Origin of the sequence: Kribbella hippodromi, from assembly GCF_039531045.1 — a bacterium.
In the GTDB taxonomy this organism is placed as follows: domain Bacteria; phylum Actinomycetota; class Actinomycetes; order Propionibacteriales; family Kribbellaceae; genus Kribbella; species Kribbella hippodromi.
The window spans coordinates 16,170-34,432 of the sequence record NZ_BAAAPH010000005.1 but is presented as its reverse complement, the minus strand read 5'-3'; the positions used below and the strand labels follow the sequence as shown (position 1 = coordinate 34,432).

The 18,263-nt window shown below is 67.4% G+C and carries 16 protein-coding genes and 1 pseudogene; 3 read left to right on the top strand and 14 right to left on the bottom strand.

Features of this window, described 5'->3' with window-relative positions:
- Nucleotides 1-27: 27 nt before the first annotated feature.
- A complete protein-coding gene (locus ABD260_RS08985; protein ID WP_344232931.1) occupies nucleotides 28-525 on the bottom strand; it encodes a GNAT family N-acetyltransferase in 498 nt (165 codons plus the stop codon).
- 106 nt (nucleotides 526-631) lie between these two features.
- Here ABD260_RS08985 and ABD260_RS08980 point away from each other — a divergent pair, with 106 nt between their 5' ends.
- Nucleotides 632-889, top strand: a complete 258-nt coding sequence (locus ABD260_RS08980; protein WP_344232930.1) for a hypothetical protein — start codon at nucleotides 632-634, stop codon at nucleotides 887-889.
- Between the two features lie 100 nt (nucleotides 890-989).
- On the opposite strand, the gene ABD260_RS08975 is transcribed toward ABD260_RS08980, so the two are convergent.
- A complete protein-coding gene (locus ABD260_RS08975) occupies nucleotides 990-1,511 on the bottom strand; it encodes a GNAT family N-acetyltransferase (protein WP_344232929.1) in 522 nt (173 codons plus the stop codon).
- 39 nt (nucleotides 1,512-1,550) lie between these two features.
- Between ABD260_RS08975 and ABD260_RS08970 the strand changes: the two genes are divergently transcribed.
- Together ABD260_RS08970 and ABD260_RS08965 are read left to right on the top strand one after the other, a co-directional pair.
- Nucleotides 1,551-2,126, top strand: a complete 576-nt coding sequence (locus ABD260_RS08970) for a helix-turn-helix domain-containing protein (RefSeq protein ID WP_344232928.1) — start codon at nucleotides 1,551-1,553, stop codon at nucleotides 2,124-2,126.
- Nucleotides 2,123-3,331 carry a TerC/Alx family metal homeostasis membrane protein gene (locus ABD260_RS08965; protein ID WP_344232927.1) on the top strand — a complete coding sequence of 403 codons (1,209 nt, stop codon included), beginning with the start codon at nucleotides 2,123-2,125 and terminating at the stop codon, nucleotides 3,329-3,331. The genes ABD260_RS08970 and ABD260_RS08965 overlap by 4 nt, the downstream gene beginning before the upstream one ends.
- A 51-nt stretch (nucleotides 3,332-3,382) precedes the next feature.
- Here ABD260_RS08965 and ABD260_RS08960 read toward each other — a convergent pair whose 3' ends face one another.
- The 12 genes and pseudogenes from ABD260_RS08960 to ABD260_RS08910 all read right to left on the bottom strand — a co-directional run bounded on the left by ABD260_RS08960 (nucleotide 3,383) and on the right by ABD260_RS08910 (nucleotide 18,064).
- A complete protein-coding gene (locus ABD260_RS08960; RefSeq protein WP_344232926.1) occupies nucleotides 3,383-5,224 on the bottom strand; it encodes a glycoside hydrolase family 127 protein in 1,842 nt (613 codons plus the stop codon).
- 90 nt (nucleotides 5,225-5,314) lie between these two features.
- Nucleotides 5,315-5,764: an acetylxylan esterase gene (locus ABD260_RS08955; RefSeq protein ID WP_344232925.1), complete on the bottom strand. Its 450-nt coding sequence runs from the start codon at nucleotides 5,762-5,764 to the stop codon at nucleotides 5,315-5,317.
- A pseudogene (locus tag ABD260_RS37535) lies at nucleotides 5,712-6,290 on the bottom strand (acetylxylan esterase); the annotation flags it as partial. The pseudogene ABD260_RS37535 and the gene ABD260_RS08955, both read right to left, overlap by 53 nt.
- Before the next feature lie 24 nt (nucleotides 6,291-6,314).
- Nucleotides 6,315-8,492, bottom strand: coding sequence for a polysaccharide lyase 8 family protein (locus ABD260_RS08950; RefSeq protein WP_344232924.1), 2,178 nt, complete (start codon nucleotides 8,490-8,492; stop codon nucleotides 6,315-6,317).
- 255 nt (nucleotides 8,493-8,747) lie between these two features.
- Entirely contained in the window at nucleotides 8,748-9,800 is a 1,053-nt protein-coding gene (locus ABD260_RS08945; protein ID WP_344232923.1) for a DUF1565 domain-containing protein, read from the bottom strand.
- A gap of 37 nt (nucleotides 9,801-9,837) precedes the next feature.
- Nucleotides 9,838-10,374, bottom strand: coding sequence for a hypothetical protein (locus ABD260_RS08940; RefSeq protein ID WP_344232922.1), 537 nt, complete (start codon nucleotides 10,372-10,374; stop codon nucleotides 9,838-9,840).
- A gap of 137 nt (nucleotides 10,375-10,511) precedes the next feature.
- Nucleotides 10,512-12,506, bottom strand: a complete 1,995-nt coding sequence (locus ABD260_RS08935) for a heparinase II/III family protein (protein WP_344232921.1) — start codon at nucleotides 12,504-12,506, stop codon at nucleotides 10,512-10,514.
- Nucleotides 12,499-14,199, bottom strand: a complete 1,701-nt coding sequence (locus ABD260_RS08930; protein WP_344232920.1) for a heparinase II/III domain-containing protein — start codon at nucleotides 14,197-14,199, stop codon at nucleotides 12,499-12,501. Before ABD260_RS08930 ends, ABD260_RS08935 begins: the two co-directional genes overlap by 8 nt.
- On the bottom strand, nucleotides 14,187-14,972 hold the full coding sequence (locus tag ABD260_RS08925) for an SDR family NAD(P)-dependent oxidoreductase (RefSeq protein WP_344232919.1): 786 nt from the start codon (nucleotides 14,970-14,972) through the stop codon (nucleotides 14,187-14,189). Before ABD260_RS08925 ends, ABD260_RS08930 begins: the two co-directional genes overlap by 13 nt.
- On the bottom strand, nucleotides 14,969-15,850 hold the full coding sequence (locus ABD260_RS08920) for a carbohydrate ABC transporter permease (protein WP_344232918.1): 882 nt from the start codon (nucleotides 15,848-15,850) through the stop codon (nucleotides 14,969-14,971). The genes ABD260_RS08925 and ABD260_RS08920 overlap by 4 nt, the downstream gene beginning before the upstream one ends.
- Entirely contained in the window at nucleotides 15,837-16,781 is a 945-nt protein-coding gene (locus ABD260_RS08915) for a carbohydrate ABC transporter permease (protein WP_344232917.1), read from the bottom strand. Before ABD260_RS08915 ends, ABD260_RS08920 begins: the two co-directional genes overlap by 14 nt.
- Nucleotides 16,778-18,064: an ABC transporter substrate-binding protein gene (locus ABD260_RS08910; RefSeq protein WP_344232916.1), complete on the bottom strand. Its 1,287-nt coding sequence runs from the start codon at nucleotides 18,062-18,064 to the stop codon at nucleotides 16,778-16,780. Before ABD260_RS08910 ends, ABD260_RS08915 begins: the two co-directional genes overlap by 4 nt.
- Between the last annotated feature and the right edge of the window lie 199 nt (nucleotides 18,065-18,263).

Here is an 18,263-nt window from a genome sequence, read left to right as displayed (position 1 = left end):
TACCAGGTCACCCCGCGGCACTCGCTCTCAGAGGGTTTTGGACATGGTCAGGGCGTCTACGTAGGCGCCCTCGATCACGAATTCTCGGGGGTGGGTGCCTTCGGTGATGTAGCCGTGGCGTTCGTAGAGGTGTCTGGCGGGGAGGTTGGTGTGGTGGACGTTCAGGGTGATCTTGCGGGCGTGGCGGTGGCGGCCTTCGGTGGTGGCGGCTTCGAGCAGGGCGCTTGCTACGCCTAGGCGGCGGGCTTGTGGGGCGACGGCCAAGCCGTTGATCGCGAGCACGCCGGCGCCCTCGGGGAACTTGTACTTCTCCTGCAGGCGCAGGTAGCCGACCACCTCGCCGTCGTACTCGGCGACCAGGTGCGCCTCCGGGCCGCTGCGGGAGAAGAACGTGTCGGTCAGGGTCTCCTGGAACGACGGGAACCCCGACATCGCCGTCCAGGCGACCTTCTCGATCGCGAGCAACGCCGCGTCATCCGCCTCGACGGCCTGCCGTACGGTCACCTGCTGCCCGGTTGCACTCACAGCCCAATCCTGCCCCCGCCCAGGGGTCGCCGCCGGCCGCCGGCTATCGAAAACGTAACGGAAAGCGCAGACGCTCCGGCAACATCCGCCCGGATGAACTGTCGGCATGCTCACCGACCGATCCACCCACAAACGCCAACGCCGGCCGACGGCGCTCGCACTCATCCTGATCGCGCTCACCGCCACCTCCTGTGGAACGGTCGCCGCTCAAGGGCAACGCCCGCAGTCGAGTGGTACGTCCGCCAGCAGCGGACCGCCCAGCGCAAAGGACGGCGTACTCCCAGATCGCACCTCGGCGTACAACACCATCACGTCACCGGGCACGCGGTGGACATCGGGCCGCGTGACGCCGACCGCTGGCTGATCCGCCACGGCAGCCGGTACGGCCTCTGCCAGACCTACTCCAACGAACTCTGGCACTTCGAACTGGCCACCACCCCCGGCGGCACCTGCCCCCCGATGAGCTAGACCGGCTCTTTCGGCGGGTCCGGGAGTTCGGCGAGAGGGCGTTGGGACCAGGCGACGTCGTGCCAGCCGTCCAGCTTCCAGCCGATGTTGCGGTACACGCCAATTGGTTCGAAGCCGAGAGATTTGTGCAGGCCTTCGCTGGCCGGGTTCGGCAGGGTCATGCCCGCGATGGCGGTGCGGTAACCGCGGGCGGCAAGGCGGGCGAAGAGCGCCTCGTACAAAGCGCGGCCCCCGCCCGTACGCCGCCGGCCTTGTTCCAGGTACACGCTGACCTCGCACGACCACCGGTACGCGGCCCGCGGCTTCATCGGTCCGGCGTACGCGTACCCGATCACGCGATCGTCCACCTCGAGCACCATCCAGGCATGTGTCTTCTGCGCCGCGGCGATCCGCGCGGCCATCTCGTCCACGCTCGGCGGCTCGATCTCGAAGGTGATGGCGGTGCCGGTGACGTACGGCGCGTAGATGGCGGCGCAGGCCCCGGCGTCGGTCGCCGCGGCGTCTCTGACCAGATGCATGACACGATAGTAGCCATATCTGACGCTATAGTGGCAACCGTGATTGACGATCTGTCCCGCTCCCTGGCCGCGACCGTGCAACAGGCGCGGACCGCCCAGGACCTGTCCGTGAACGCGCTGGCCGAGCGGTCCGGGGTGTCACGCGCGATGATCGGGAAGATCGAACGCGGCGAGGCGCAACCCACCGCCGTACTGCTCGGAAAGCTGTCCGGCGCGCTCGGAATGACCCTCTCCGAGCTGGTCACGCGCGCCGAGAACACCGGCGAGCTCCTCCGCCGCGCCGCCGATCAGCCGGTGTGGACGGACCCGGTCACCGGATATCACCGGCGCGCGGTCTCCCCAGTGACCGACGGCCCGCTGGAGCTCGTCGAAGTCGAGTTGCCCGCCGGGGCATCGATCTCGTACCCGGTCGATGCGTACATCTTCAAGTACCAGCAGCTGTGGATCCTGGACGGCTGGTTGCGGTTCCACGAAGGCAGTCAGATCCACGAGTTGCGTACGGGCGACTGCCTCCAACTGGGACCGCCCTCCGCGACGACATTCCACAATCCGGGGACGACACCGTGCCGCTATCTGGTCGCGCTGGTGAAAGGACGTGGTTGGCTGGGTAGGTGACCGTGTCCCCGCTGGTCTGGGTGCTGACGTTGCTGGCGATCGCCGGCCTGCTGCTGTTCGACTACTTCTTCCACGTCCGCTCCGCGCACGTACCGACCTTGCGCGAGGCCGCCGTCTGGTCCGCGCTGTACGTCGGGATCGCGATCCTCTTCGGTCTCGGCACGCTCATTGTCGGCGGCGGCGCGATGGGCTCGGAGTACTTCGCCGGGTACGTGACCGAGAAGGCACTGTCGGTCGACAACCTGTTCGTGTTCCTGATCATCATGACCAGCTTCCGGGTGCCGCGGGAGAACCAGCAGAAGGTGCTGCTGGTCGGGATCGTGGTCAGCCTGATCGCCCGGTCCGCGTTCATCTTCGTCGGGTCGGCGCTGCTGAACACCTTCTCCTGGGTGTTCTACCTGTTCGGGCTCGCACTGCTGCTGACCGCCGGCAACATGCTCCGGCCGGAGACCGAGGAATCGCATTCCGCGCAGAACCTCGTCGTCCGGCTGGCGCGGCGCTTGTTCCGTACCACCGAGGAGTACGCCGGCGACCGGCTGACGACCGTGGTCGACGGCCGCCGGATGCTGACGCCGATGCTGCTGGTGATGGTCGCGATCGGTGGCACCGACTTGATGTTCGCGCTGGACTCGATCCCGGCGATCTTCGGTCTCACCCAGAACGTGTACGTCGTGTTCACCGCGACCGCATTCAGCCTGCTCGGACTGCGCCAGCTGTTCTTCCTGCTCGACGGTCTGCTGGACCGGCTGATCTACCTGTCCTTCGGGCTGGCCGCGATCCTCGCGTTCATCGGCGCCAAGCTGATCCTGCACGCGTTGCACGAGAACAACCTGCCGTTCGTGAACGGCGGCGAGCCCGTCAACGTACTGGAGATCAGCACCGGCTTCTCATTGCTGGTGATCCTGGTCGTACTGCTGCTGACGATCTTCGCGTCGCTGTTCAGTACGCGCGGGCGTACGCAGACCGCGATGGCGCACATCCGCCGGGACGCGACCGCGTACTTGGACCCCGAGTACACCGACGACCCGGCCGAGCGGGAGCGGATCTTCCAGCGCCTGCTGCGCGCCCGCGACCACATCACCACGCTCGGCCCGAAGGCGAAACAGCAGGTCCGCAACGAAGCCGACCTGATGGCGCTCTGCCGCCAGGTCGCCGACGCCCACACCACCGCCCACCCCACCCACCAAATCCACCCGAACCTCTGACTTTGTGAACCCACCGCGCATTTCCAGCGTGGATTTTTACGCGGTGGCTTCTCAAAGGGCGGTGGGGAGCCAGACGCGCATGGCGGCGACTTCGCGGTTGGCCCAGGCGTAGTACGGGATCGCGACCACGTCGACCTCGGCGCCGGTGGAATCCTGCGCATCAGTCGTGTACGCCCAACCGTCCCGATGCCCGGTACCGATCTTGCCGCGCGCCTTCAGCACCGTCACACCGTCGAGCAGATCGGACGATGCCGCGACCGGTGCCTCGGGCAACAAATGCAGGTCGTCGACGTTCGCCGTGTTGTCCGCTTGCTCGACCGCGTACACCAACGGCCCGCGCTCCAGCGCCACGCACCCGCGAACGGCGTCGATCCGCGGATCAGCACCCACAATCCGGGGCTCAAGCGGCAACTCGAGTACGAACTGCGCGCCCTCGCCTCGCGCGTAACCACCCGCCGCCACCGGCTCCCCATTCAGCGTCGCGCCCTCCGCCCACGCCGGAATCCGCAGCTCGACCACAGTCGGCGTACTGGCGCTGATCCGCACCGAACCGTCCCACGGATACGCCGTCTCCACCGACAGCTCGACCTCCCCCACAGTGATCGTTCCGGCCGCGTACTGATGGAGCTGAATCGCATCCTCGGTGGCAGTCGCCAAGTACCCATCGAGGCTGGCGAGCGTACGCATGATGTTCGGCGGGCAGCACGCACAGTCGAACCACCCGCGCCGCCCATGCGCCGGACTGCGCCAGATGTCCGGGTACGCCCCTCCGCGCAACTGCAACGGGTTGACGTAGAAGTACTCGGTCCCGCGCAACGACACCCCGGCCAGGAAGCCGTTGTAGAGCATCCGCTCGATCGCATCCGCGTACGCGGCCTCGCCCGTCGCCAGCAGCATCCGCCAAGCCCATTGGATGCCACCGATCGCGGCACAGGTTTCCGCGTACGCGCGGTCCGTCGGCAGCTCGTACTCGTCGCCGAACGCCTCGCCCTCCCAGCGCGCGCCCAGACCACCGGTCAGGTACGTCTTGGTCGACCACATGTGATCGAACTGCCGCCTCAGCGCATCGAGCAGTTCCGTGTCACCGGTTTCGAGTGCAACGTCAGCGGCTCCGGCGGCGAGGTACACCGCGCGGACCGAGTGCCCCTCGACCGTTGTCGCCTCGCGGACCGGAACACGATCGGAGAAGTACGCCGACGAGTGCCCGTGCCGCTCGATGATGCCGTGACCGCGGGCGTCGACGAACCACTTGGCCAGATCCAGGTACGCCGCGGTGCCGGTCTCGCGATACAGCTCGACCAGCGCCATCTCGATCACCGGATGCCCGTCCACGTCGACGGTCTTGTCGTCGCCGAACGTGGCGAACAGGTGGTCGGCGAGCTTGATCGCGACCTCGAGCAGCCCGCGGTCGCCGGTGCAGCGGACCTGCGCGACCGCGGCCTGGATCAGGTGCCCGGCGCAGTAGTGCTCGTGACTCCAGACCAGCTCTTTGTACCGGCCCTCGTCGCCCTGGCGGAGCTGGACGACCGAGTCGAGGTACCCGTCGTCGCGCTGCGCGGCCGCGACCACGGTGGTCAGGTCGCGGATTCGCTTGAGCAAATCCGCGTCCGGGTTCCGCCCGTACTCCCACGCGGCCGCCTCGAGCCACTTGTACACATCTGAGTCGGCAAAGATCGGGCCGATCGCCTCGCCGGTACCGATGCCCGCGGCGAGGCGGAGGTTGTGCAGGTTGCCGGCCTTCTCCAGCTGATCCTGACCGCTGGGAATCGCGTCGGCACCGTTGCGGGCCTGCCGGGGCGCCCAGAAACCGCCGGTGATGGTCGCCTCGCCGAGGCCGAGGGGACGCAGCCGGCCCCTGGTCGTGGCGGCCGGGCTGCGGAGGGCTTCGCTCATGCAGGGCTCCTGAGTTCTGGACTAGTCGCGGCACGGAAAAACGGCACACGTTTTCCTTGGCCTCGACGGTAGAGAAATCCGGCGCCCGGATCAACCCCTCAGAGTGCCGGCGAGAGCGTTGAGTTTGCGCGGCAGGTCGTACTCGGCGCCGCCCTCGTGCCCGTTGTAGGTGAACACCTCGATGTCGGCCGGGCCGGCGTAGCGGTGGTAGGCGGCGAACACGGTGGACGGCGGGCAGACGTTGTCCATCAGCGCGACCGAGAACCATGCCGGGCAGGTGGCGCGGGCCGCGAAGTTCACCGCGTCGAAGTACGACAGCGTGCCGATCGCGGTCTCCGCCTCGAACCGATGCCCCTTCAGCCAGCGCGCGATCTCCGCGTACGGGCCGTTGTCGGTGATCTGCGACGCGCGTCGGAAATGACAGAGGAAACGGCACGTCGGCGATCGCGGCGGCGAGATCGTCGCGCAACCCGGCGACCGCGAGCGCGAGCCCGCCGCCCTGACTGCCACCGAGCACCGCAACCCGATCGGCGTCGACATCCGGACTGCTCTGCACCGCGTCGACCGCACGCACCGCATCGGTGATCAACCGCCGGTAGTAGTGCTTCGCCGGGTCCTCGATGCCGCGCGTCAGGAACCCGGGCGAGGACGAACCATGCCCGTCCGGAGCGATGTCGGGGGTATCGGCAACGGTCTTTCCGCCACCACCCTGGCCGCGATTGTCCATCACCAGATGCGCGTACCCGGCGGCGCTCCAGGTCAGCCACTCGTACGGAATGCCCCGGCCGCCGTTGTACCCGATGTACTGCACTATCGCGGGAAGTGGGCCGGTGCGGTGGCGTGGGAGGAGCAGCCAGGCCTTGATCGGTTGTCCGGCCCACCCGGAGAACGTCACGTCCTGGACTTCGACGGTCGCCAGGTGCGCTTCGTACGCCTCGAAGTGGGCGTTGATCGGATGTTCGGCGGTGTCCGCCAGGGTTTGCTTCCAGAACGCGTCGAAGTCCTTGGGTTCTTCGGGGTCTGGGCGATAGTCGCGCAACCGCTCCAGAGGCAGGTCGACCAGCATTTGTGTTTCCTCTCTTGGGCGTGCTCAGCGGAAGCGGACGACGGTGCTGTGGCCGTGCCTCGTGTCGACGACGATTCGCCAGCCGCGGCCGCGGCGGGTGACGCTGACGCCGGCTGCTCGCGAGGTGGCGACTGGGTTCAGGCCGGGTTTGTCGAGGTCGACGGTGACCGAGGTGCGGGTTTGAGTCGGGTCGGAGATGGTGACCGCGCCGCCGACCGACACGACCGAGGCCGGGCCGTCGGTGCTGAGCTCGGCGACCGTGCCGGCCGTCCAGAAGTTCGCCGCGAGCACGTCGTTCAGCCGGATCGCGTGCGCCGTGCTGTCCGAGCGGAGCTTCTGCACCGGGAGCTTGTTGGCGTACGACTGCGTCTGATCGAGCGTCGCCGTCGGGAGCTGCACGTAGTAGTAACCGTGGCCGACCGGTGCGTCGCCGTGCGCGAACCACACGGTCTGGTACGGACGCGTGACCGGATCATCCGTCCCGTACTTCAGGTTGATCTCGCGCCAGGTCGCCGTCCGATTCTCGCGTAGGGTCTGGATCGGAGTGCGGTCCGGGAAGATGTAGCCGCCGGTACCTTCCAGGTGGCACCAGCCGGGTGCGGCGGTGAAGGTCTCGTTGCCGGTACGGAGTTTGCGGTTCTCCACAATCGTCTCGACCGTACCTTCGCCGGTGATGTCCGATCCGATGCACACCATCACGTCATCGATCAGGAACCAGCTCTTCAACGCCCGCAAGTTCGTCCCGTACCCGCGCAGGTCCATGCCGTAGGCACCTATCGTCCGGTTCGGTACGGCGGCACCGCCGACCCAGTCCGCCGCGCTGGTGCTGCGGAAACCATACGAATCGGGCAGTCTCCGAGTGTCGATCGTTGTCCCCGGCAACCGGTACGGATCGACCGTCGGCCAGTAGTCGCCGGAGTAGTGGCCGAGGTCGTCGTCGTACAGCAGCACCATGCCGTCGGACAGATGCCAGCCGTGCAGGTTCTCGTTCTGGATCGATTCGTAGTTGTAGATCCGGGACGAGTACGCGCTCAGGCCGATCGTGAAGGTGGGCCGGTGATGTGCTGCTTTGTCCATCAGCGGGTACTGCTTGTGGGTCACGAGCGGGCCGCGGGCCGGTGCCGGCGATGCGAGAATGGTGCGGGCGGCAACCAACGACGCCGGGTCGGTGACCTTGAGGAAGTCGCGGAAGGTGTCTTCGGTGATCCACTGCTTCACCAGCGCGGTCAACTGCGCTTTTCGGGCCGCGGGTGCGGCCGGGATCAGGCGGAGCGTGCCTTCGATGATTGTCTGGGTCGGTGCGTGGTTCTGCTTGCTTGGTCTCGCGATCTCGCGACCGCAGACTGAACCCATCAGGTCGCCGCGGACCATCAGCGGGTCGAACGCGTCGTCGATCCAGCGATAGATGTTCTCCAGGTCCGGGTCGGTGACTGTCCATTCGGTGCCGCCGAGTAGGTAGAGCAGTGAGGACAGCGTGCCGAGCAGTTCCTTGCCGTACCCGCCGTTGTACGGATGCTTGTAGTGCTGGAGGAACGATCCGTCGCTGTAGAACCCTTCGCCGGTGCCGTCTACGCGGCCGGGTGCGTCGTTGAACGCGAGCACGCTGTTCGCGCCAGCGCCTTCGGTGTCGCTCAGGGCGTCGCGTACTCGTACCAAGGCTGCTGTATCGCCGTCGAGGATGGCGCGGGTGGCTACGACGGTTGCTATCCAGACCCGGTTCGCGCCCGTGGCGATTTGACGGTCGGCGCGCCAGAGGTTCGGGTCGGGGGTGTAGTAGTTGATGGCTTGGGTGTACGTCGTACGTACGTCCGGCTGGATCGCGTCGTAGAGCAGGACCAACGTGTCGGCGAACGCGGAAGCGCCGCCGATCTCCCAGTCGTAGTCGTTGTCGTAGCGCGGGAGGTTTGGGCTGTAGCGGTTGGTGTGCATCCACTCGAGGGCGCCGCGGATGTCGTCGGCAACTGAGGTGTTTCCTTGGTACGCCGAGCCGTTGGTGGCCCAGGCGACCGCGAGCTGCTTGATCCGCCGGAAGTTGGAGGCGACGTGGTTGGAGAGCGTCGTGCTCGCGAGATCGGGCCAGAGGAAGGTACGCGTCGCGGACCGATCGAGCGCGGCCAGCGCGGACTTGGCAGCCCGGTCAACCCGCCCAATCGCGACAGCAAGATCCGGGTCAGCTGGGTCAACCGTCGGACCACCAGTCATCAGGGCCGCCCAACGCAACCGAAGCTCTTCAACGGAGGAACTGGAGGAGCCGGCACGGGCTGTGGTGGAGGAAGTCGAGGCCCAGCTTTGGGCCGGGAGAGCGAGCAGGGCGGCACCACCGAGCGCACCACTGAGTACGGAGCGCCGACGTGGGGCGAGGTCTGTCATGAGGTCCTCTCAGAACGCTTGGGCGATGGCATGGGCGCCGACGGGGTTGAGGTGCACCGAGGACGAGCCGCCGTGACACCTTCCCCATCAGCAGGCGGCTGTCGGGCTGTAGTCCGCGCCGAACGTCCCCACCGAGTTCCCGGCGGTGTTCCCGGACATGGTGTTCCCGCAAACCTGCCCCTGCGGCGTACGCATGAACTTGATCCCGCCGGCCGCGCTGTTCGTGATCGTGTTGCCGTAGATGTTGTTGCTGATCCCGTCGGTTTCGGTGTCACCACCGAGGCGTACGCCCGCGCCGGTGTTGTCGTGGATCGTGTTGTAGCGGAACGTGTTCCCGCTGCCCCGCGCATCCAGCCCGCCGGAGCTCGGGTCCAGCTGCCGGCTGCAGTCGTTGTACTCGACGAGGTTCGCGGTCGAGTTCTCCTTCACGTCGACGCATTCGTTGCCGTACGTGGCAATCGTGTTGTTGTGGATGTGGTTGTTCCGGCTGCGATCGGCTTGGGCATCCGGGGCACCGTTCGCGCCCTGCTGCTCCGGCGCGGTGCCGAGGTAGATGCCCTCGCCGTTCTTCCCGCCGTCGTTGAATTTGAAGTCCCAGACGCCACACGGGCCGATCGTGTTGTCGTGGACGTCCGCGTTGGTGATCAGGTAGCGCAGCCGCAGGCATTCGCTGCCGGCGTTCTTCAAGCGCAGGTTCCGGATCGTCAAAGTACCTACGCCGTCACCGGGCGAGGTGCTCATCACGTACACGAGTTTGTCCCGGTAACCGTCCTTGCTCGACGACGATCCGGCGAGTCCGTCGATGGTGAATCCGTCCAGGGTGACGCCGTCGTGCTGGACCTGGAAGATGCGCGAGTTGCCGGCGCCCTTCACGACCGCGGTCGATGGGCCGGTGACGGTGACGCCGGAGCGCACGGTGACCGCGTCCTGGGGATAGGTGCCGGAGGCAAGGTGTACGGTCGCGCCGCGCGGGGCAGTGTCGAGTGCTTTCTGGATGGTGGCGAAGGGCGTGCTGGCCGAGGTGCCGGAGCTGGTGTCGTTGCCGGTGGTCGAAACGTAGTAGTCGGTGGCGGCATGTGCGGGGACGGCGGGGAGCGCGAGCGCGAGGCCGAGGAACAGGATCGGGACGGTTCTGGACATGCTGGTTCTCCTGAATGGGCGGTCGGATGACGCGATTTCAAGCGCGGTCGGCGACGAGCAGGCCGACCAGAACCGGAACTGTGGTGCCGAGCAGCAGCGGACCTGCTGGGACGACGAGCGAGAAGACGGGCGCGGCGATCGCGGCGCCGAGCAGGGCGGTGCCGCGCGGAACGGAGGTGAACGCGAGCCGGAAGGCGGTGCGGCGCCAGCTCGTTGGTGACTCGTCCGGGGCTCGCGCGGCGGCGACGGCGAGCGCGAGGTGATAGGTGATCGCGGCAGCAAGCAGGCCGACATGAGTCATGAACAGTGCGACCACCAGCGGGCCCGACTTACCGGCCAAGAACCACAAGTTGCTCGCAGCAACAAGCGTGGCGAGGGTCATCACGATCGAATGCGGCAACAACGGACGCCAGAACTTCCGCCACCCGGTGAACACCCCCGCAAAACACCGGTTGTCCCCGTCCCGCCGCCACCGCTCCAGCGCGAACCCAACCCCCGCCAACGCCGGCAACCAAGTGACAATCCCCAAGCACAACAAGACAAACGCGACCCCCGCCATGGCCGGAAAGGTCACCCACCCCAGCAAATCAAGCGCTCTCCGCGAAAGACCCGCGCTACCCGCCCGCCTGCTCTTTCGCTGAGGATCGTGGTCCCGGACGCGATTCCCCGAAGCAGCCGCAGCCTGGGCGGGGTGGTGGGGTTGCGGGGCGTTCACAGGGTGATCCGGGTGGTGGGGGTTTGGATGATGGCGCGAATCTGCAGGCCATCACAATCGTCGGGTGCGGAGCCCGCCCCCGCTTGGGCCGCCGGCTTCGCGGCAATTGTGATGGCCTGGAGATCCGCCACCCCGGCGTCGATCAGCCCGTCGCCGTCCGGGAGGAGGACGGTCTCGTCGCCGAAGGTGATGCCGTGGCCGTGGCGCACGGGGAGACGGCGGGCCGAGGGCGGGGAAGGGTGGAGGGACGAGGTGGGCTCGATGGTGGTGAGCAAGGTGACCGCTTTGGACTGGGGAGCGGTGGCGCGGAGGGTGTGCATGGTGCGGGTGAGGCGCAGGCTGGGGGTGCTTGACGTGGGGTTGGCCTCGACCTCGGTGATCGCCGGCTCGACGGAAACCGGGCTGTGCAACCGCACCCACGCCTGCGCGGACCCCGACCGCAGCGCAATCTCCGCGCCGTACTCGATCGGCCAATCCGCATGCAGCAGCAACGTCCAGTCCCGCGGCGCCTCCGCCTCACACCGATCCAGCAAAACCACCCGCCCGCCCGGCGTGAACACGAGCGTACGGTCGAGCCGCGTGATCCCGAGCTCAGCCGGATACATCGCCGCGAGCTGCGCCGTCGCATGCGCGACCCCATCAGCCGCATACACGTCGACCATCCGCGCCTGCCGCTCGTACGGGATCCCCTTGTACACGTGATACCGGTCCTCGTCCGCATACCCGAACCCGTCGACGAGGATCAGATTGTGGTCGCCAGCGCGCTTCCGGTTGCTGTAACCCTCGTCCACCGCGAGGAACACCCCACGCGACGTCAGCACGAACGAGCCGGCATCCGGATGATGATGCCCCGCACTCAACGTGTCCCAGCCGCGCTCACGATCCAGCCGGTGTGACAGCTCCCACGCCTGATGCCCGCCACCGGGTGACGCCTTGAACGACACCATCGTCGCGTCGTCGTCCCACCCGGTCCGCGCGGTGACCAGGCCGAGATCCGGAAAGTACGCGGACAACGGCGTACGCTCCGCGGGCGCGATCGACGGCAACGTGTCGTCGTACCAGAGCATCTCCAGGTACGCCTCCGGCATCACCCCAGGTTTGACACCACTCGCGTACGCCTCCCGCCAGAAGAACCGTTCCGCGACCTGATCCGCGAGCCACTGTGCCTCCCCGATCCGGTACGCGACCGCGAGCTTCCGGTACAGCGCGACGCTGTGACCACTGCGCCGGTCATGACAGTCGCCATGATCGATGTTCTCCTCGAACCCCGGCGCGCACTGCTGCAACCGATAGGAGAATGTGTTCTTCAAGAAAGCGCAGCGGTCCCACCAGTCGAGTTCTTCCTGGTCCTGCAGGAGATCCAGGTACGTCGCGAGCCACGGCACCCCGTACCGCCAGTAGACAACCCCCTCCATATCCGACCCATCGCCCGGCAGCACCTCGATCACCGTCGCGAAGTTGGCCTTCGCGCGTTCCGTCCACTCCGGCCGCTGCAGCGCGTACCCAGCGGTGGCGAGGCCGGCGTAGCAGATCCAGTTGTGGTTCTGCCAGTACGACGAACTCCACCACGTGCCCTCGGACTCGACGGCGAACTCGTACAACCGGGAGCCCTGCAACTCGAGCTTCGCGCGCAACTCCTTGGCGAGCTCGAAGTCGTCGCCGAGCCAGACTGAGGCGAGCGACAGACCGTGCAGCAGCCAGCCTGCGTCCAGGTCATGGTCGGGCATGTGCGCCTTGCCCCAATGCGGAAAGCCGATGGCGGCCGAGATCCAGCGCGCCGCCTCGCTCCGATACCCCTCGTTGCCGGTCAGCCGATACGCCAGCGCCAGGTTCGCGGCGGCCGGGCCGAAGTACGTGATGCTCGCGGACGGGTGTTCGGTCGGCGGGGTCTGCGTCCGGTACCAGTCGCACTGTTCACGCAGCCGCTTCCACTGCGCGGCGTACCTGCTGTCGAGGCCGGCGCGCAGTACGTCGAGACGCTGCTCATACATCGCCGATCACCTCCGCGAAGTCGATCGGCCGTGTCGAGTAGACCGAGCGGAAGGTCGCGGACGTACCCACGACTGTCCAGTCCAGCCAGGTCCGCACCCGCTGCGGATCATCCGCCGGCCCAGGACCGGGCCGCGTCACCGGCACACCACCGGCTTCGGCTTCGGCTTCGGCTTCGGCTCGATGGAAGGCGTACAACGTCTCATCGCCCACCCAAGTTGTGCGAACCCCGTCCGGCTCGACCTCGACGGTCAACTCCACATCCGGCCGGAACTGCAGCACAATCTCGCGCTCCCGATCGGCCGTCACCCGGACGATGTCCACCAAGCACCCATCACCGGGAATCAGCTGCCGCGTCGCACGCACCCCCTCGTACCACCCGTCGATCTCCGCGGTCACGGACGTCCCGTTCTGCGTCAGTACGCCCGTCGCCTCGGCCGGCTCGGCTCCATCGATGCGGATCGTCGGATGCGCCGCCACCGACTGATAGTGCCGCCGCCACTGGGCATGCCCGTACGGCACCTGTCCCGGATCGGGCTGCCACGGAGTGGTCGCGCCGTACAGGTACAGCGCGAGCTTGTCGTGATGCCCATGCGACCCACCGTGCGGACCGTGGTCGAGAATCGCGTGGATGCCGCCGGTCCGGACCACCGCGTACGACCCGGTGATCGCCCGCGACGATCGCGAACCCATCCGCGGCGGCCCGGCGAACCAACCGATCAGTTTCCGCTCCAGCCCGTCGTATTCCGGCCCAACCTCCGCCAGCGCCCGTTCAGCGACGGCGTCGAGACCGTCCGATGTGAACTGCCGAGCGAGCGCGGCGATCTCCAGCCACTCCAACGCCAACGGCACCCGCAGGTACGGCCCGTCATGCAGCGCCGGCAGGATGCCGCCGTCGGTGGCGATCCCCGCGAGCGCCGCGATCATCGCCTCGAGCCGCTCGGGTACGGACGCCGGGTCGATGCCGCGCAGGCTGAGCAGGTACGCCCGCAGCACGAACCCGTGGTAGTACGTGCTGGCCTCCCACTCCCAGCCGTCCTCGCCAGTCGCTACGTCCAGATGCGCGAACTGCCCGAACTCACCGGTCAGCCACTCCCCCGCGCCGTCCCACGTCTCACCCCGAACCGCGGCCGCCGCCTGACCAGCGGTCGTACCCAGCGCGTTGAACCAGGCGGTGTAGTTCGACGAGAACTTGCCCTGCGCAACCATCGCGTCGCGCGCCCGGCGCGCCCCGGCGACCATGTCGTCGAGCATCGGCAACGTCGCACGCAGCTCGTCCGATGCCGATACAGCCAGGTTGAGAATCGCGTGCGCGATCGGCACACCCCACACCGCGTCGGTCAGCGCCTGATGGAACAGCCGCCCGCGCTGCATCCATCCCTGCGCCTGCTCATGTTCGCCGGACTTCGTCAGCTCCAAGTACAGCCGCGCGTACGCCGTCAGCAGCTCGGCGCCACCACCCTCGTACGAGAGCAACCGGATCCGCCGCACCCACCAGTGATGGGCAAGTACGGTCCACGCCCCGCGTACCGCCGGAGTGTCGACGCGGCAACCGTGGACGCACGGCACGCCGCCCGCCGGAAACTCACCGGTTTCGAACCCGAGGTGCTCCAGCTCGACGCCGTGCGCCGGGCAGACGTACTCGTGCCACCAGCCACCGCGCTCGGTCGGCGGATGACCGGTCAACGGGGCCACGTGCCACCGTCGATGTCGACCGTGATGCCGGTCAGGTAACCGGACGACGGCAGCGCCAGGAAGCGCACCGCGTTCGCGACGTCCTCGACCTGCCCGGCGCGGCCGATCGGCGTACCCGCGACCATGTTCGCCTGGGCTTCCGTCGTGGAGAACGTCTGGTGGAACGCGGTCTCGGCGATGTACCCGGGCGCGACCGAGTTCACCGTGATGCCCCGCGGCCCGAGCTCCTTGGCCAGGCCCTTGGTGAAGCCGCGGACGCCGGCCTTCGCGGCCGCGTACACGACCGAGCCCGGGCCACCGCCGTTGTGCGCGGCGAGCGAGGCCATCGTGACGATCCGCGGGTTCGCCGACTGGGCCAGGTGCGGGATCGCGGCCCGGGTGGTCCGGAAGGTGGCGCCGAGGTTCACGTCGACGACCTGCTGGAAGTGCTCGTCGGTCATCTCCTCGACCTTGACCCGGCCGATCAGGTGTCCGGCGTTGCAGACCAGGACGTCCAGGCCGCCGAGGAAACCGATCGTTTCATCGAGCAGCCGGTTGACGTCGCTCGTACTGGTCACGTCCGCGCCGACCGCGATCGCCTTCCGGCCGAGCTCCTCGATGGCGGAAACGGTCTGGGCGGCGGCGTCGGCGGACTTGCCGTAGTGCACCACCACGTCCGCGCCGGCCGCGGCCAGCCCGAGCGCGATCCCGCGGCCGATACCGTGCCCGGCCCCGGTGACCAGTGCGCGCGTGCCCTGCAGTTCCATCACGTGCTTCCCTTCGGTTTCTGTCATTTGATGCCCGCGGTCGCGAAACCTTGGACGAAGTAGCGCTGCCCGATCAGGAACAGCACCACCATCGGTACGGTGGCCAGCGTGGTACCGGCCATCAGGAACGCCCATTGCGTGTCGTTCTCGGTCCGGAACACCGACAGCCCGACCTGGATCACCCGCAGGCTGTCGCTCTTGGTCACCAGCAGCGGCCAGAGGAAGTTGTTCCACGAACTCTCGAACGTGAGCAGTGCAACGGTGATGAATGCCGGTTTCACCAGCGGCGTCATGATCCGGGCGTAGATGCCCAGCTCACCGAGCCCGTCCAGCCGGGCCGCTTCCTCCAGCTCGACCGGCAGATCCAGGTAGAACTGCCGGAACAGGAACACGGAGAACGGGCTGACCGCGCCCGGAATGATCAGCGCCCACCAGGTGTCCAGCCAGCCGGTACCGCCCTGGCCGGTGATGTCGTTCCCACCGAACAGCGGCATGAACCGGACGATCAGGAACTCCGGCAAGATCTTCGTGTACGTCGGAATCATCAGCGCCCCGACGAAGCCGAGGAAGATCAATGCACTGCCCCGGAACCGCAGCCGCGCCAGCGCGTACCCGGCCATCGACGCGATCACCACGTTCAGCAGGGTGTGACTGATCGCGATCACGAAGCTGTTCCGGGCGTACGTCGCGAACGGCGCCGCGTGCAGCGCGTCGATGTAGTTGCCGAAGGCCCATTTCGTAGGGAACAGCCGGGGCGGGACGGCAGCGATGTCGCCGGGCGTCTTGACCGAGGTGAGCAGCATCCAGACGAACGGCACGATCATGACGAGCGAGATCGCGGTCAGCGTCAGGTACAGCGCGACCCGGCCGGCCCGGGCCCGGCCGACGGTGTCAACGGGTGCCACGGTCACCTCCGGTGATGCGCCGGTTCACCAGAGTCAGGATCAGCAGCATCGCGAAGAGCACCAGGCTCTGCGCGCAGGCGTACCCCATCCGGAACTCGCGGAACGCGGACTTGTAGATCTCGTACGTCATCATCGTCGTACTGTTGGCCGGCCCACCGTCGGTCAGGATGTACACCTGGTCGAAGGACTGGAACGCGCCGATCACCGAGGTGACGAAAACGAAGAAGGTGGCCGGGCGGAGCAGCGGCACGGTCAGGCTGAAGAACTGCCGGACCTTGGAGGCGCCGTCCACCGACGCGGCCTCGTACAGATCGGTCGGCAGGCTCTGCAGCGCGGCCAGGTAGATCAGCATCTTCAGGCCGATCCCCTGCCAGATCCCGACCACGATCACGGCCGGCATCGCCCAGGTGGTGGACGACAGCCAGGCCGGGCCGTCCAGGCCGAGAAAGGACAGGATCGCGTTCGCGAGGCCGCTGCGCGGGTCGTAGATCCACAGCCAGACCAGCGCCACCGCGATCGTCGCGGTCACCTGCGGGATGAAGATCGCGGTCCGGAAGATCGCCCGGCCGGCCAGCTTGGTGTTCAGCATCAGTGCGATCAGCAGCGCGATCCCCATCGCCACCGGGACGGTGAAGAACGTGTACACGCTGGTGTTCAGTACGGCCCGGCGGAACACCTGGTCGCCGAGCAGGTCCTGGAAGTTGGCCAGCCCCACGAAGCGCGGTGGCGTCAGCACGTCGTACGAGGTGAAGCTCAGCACGACCGCGGCGACCAGCGGGATGCCGATCCAGATCAGCGAGTGCAGAACGGCCGGCGCGACCATCAGCAGGCCGGCCCGGCGCCGCTTCCGCGACAACCCGCGGCCCGGAGGAGTTGGGGCCTTCGCGGGCGCTCGGGTGCGGGTCCGCTCCGGAACGATGGTGGCGCTCACAGTCGCGAGATCGCTTCCTTGCTCAGGGTCGCCAGTTCGTCGATCGCTTCCTTGGCGGTCCGCTGGCCCACCACCGCCGTCTCCAGGGTGGTCTTGATCTTCTCCCGGATCTCCATCCAGGCAGCGGTGCCGCCCTCGGACCGGGCCTTGCTCATGTTGTCCAGGGCAAGCTTCACGAAGCCGTTGTCCTTGACGTACTCGGACGTCCGCAGGTTCTGTACGCCCGGTACCGAACCGCGCTGCTCAGCCGTCGGCAGGATCGAATCCGGCGAACCCATGAACTCCACCAGCGCCTGCGCGGCAGCGGCGTGCTTGGTCGAAGCGGACCGGGCCACCAAGGTCCCGCCCTGCAGCATCGCCGGCACCTTGTTGGCCAGGATGAACGCGCCGACCTTGTCTTCCTTGAGCAGCTCCGGGTTCTCCTTCTTGAGCTGCACCCAGAGCGAGTTGTTCGCCATCATCATCGCGGAGCGACCCTGCTGCAGGGTGGTCGGCTGACCGGCGGCGGACTTGAACGAGTAGTCGGCCGACTTGTCCTTGAGCACGTCCAGGAACAGCTGCAACGCCTCGACCCCACGGTCGTCGTCGAACTTGACCTGCTGCCCGGACTCGTCGAACAAGTTGCCGTCGTTCGCGAACAGGAAGGTTTCCCAGCATTGCCGCAGATCGATCGAGAACGGGTCGAAGCCGACGCGGGTGAGTTTGCCGGAGCCGTCGCGACGCGCCAGCTCCTTGGAGATCTCCCGCAGCTCGGCCCAGTCCTTCGGCGGCGCCTTGATGCCGGCCTCGGCGAACAGATCCTTGCGGTAGGTGACGATCCGGGTGTCGAGCACCATCGGCAGCGCGTACAGCTTGCCGTCGAACCGGGACGGCTCCAGCACCCGGTCCTCGTACTCGTACCGCTTGGCCAGGTCGTCCGGCAGCGGCGCGAGCACCTTCTTGTGCGCGAACGGCGGAATCCAGCCGACGCCGAGCATCACCACGTCCGGCATCAGGCCGCCGGCCAGGCTGGTGGTGAGCTTCTCGTTCAGCGCGGTGTACGTCGTGTAGTCGACCTTGACCGTGACGTTCGGGTTCTGCTGCTTGAACGCGGGCAGCAGCTTGCCCTCCAGCAACTGCTTGCCGGTGCCGCCCTCGAACAGCGGGGTGAGCAGCGTGATCTCGCCTTCGACGGGTCCGTCGGCGGCGGCCTGACTGCCGCCGGACGACGTGGAGCACCCGGTGGCGGCGGCGACCGCGCCGAGCCCGAGGGCCGTCAGGACTGATCTGCGGGTGTACTCCATGGCGCGCCTTTCGTGGTGCTGCTTCGGGAGGTCGGTGTAACGATGCACCAGCCAGAGCGGCGCAGTTGTGCGGCGCTGGTGCAACGATGCACCGCATGCTAGGAAGGGTTTTCGATCGGCGTCAAGGGGTCGGCGCCGAGGAACTTCGGCTGGACATTCGGTGATGGGTGATGCATCGTTGCACTGCGAGACGGACGGA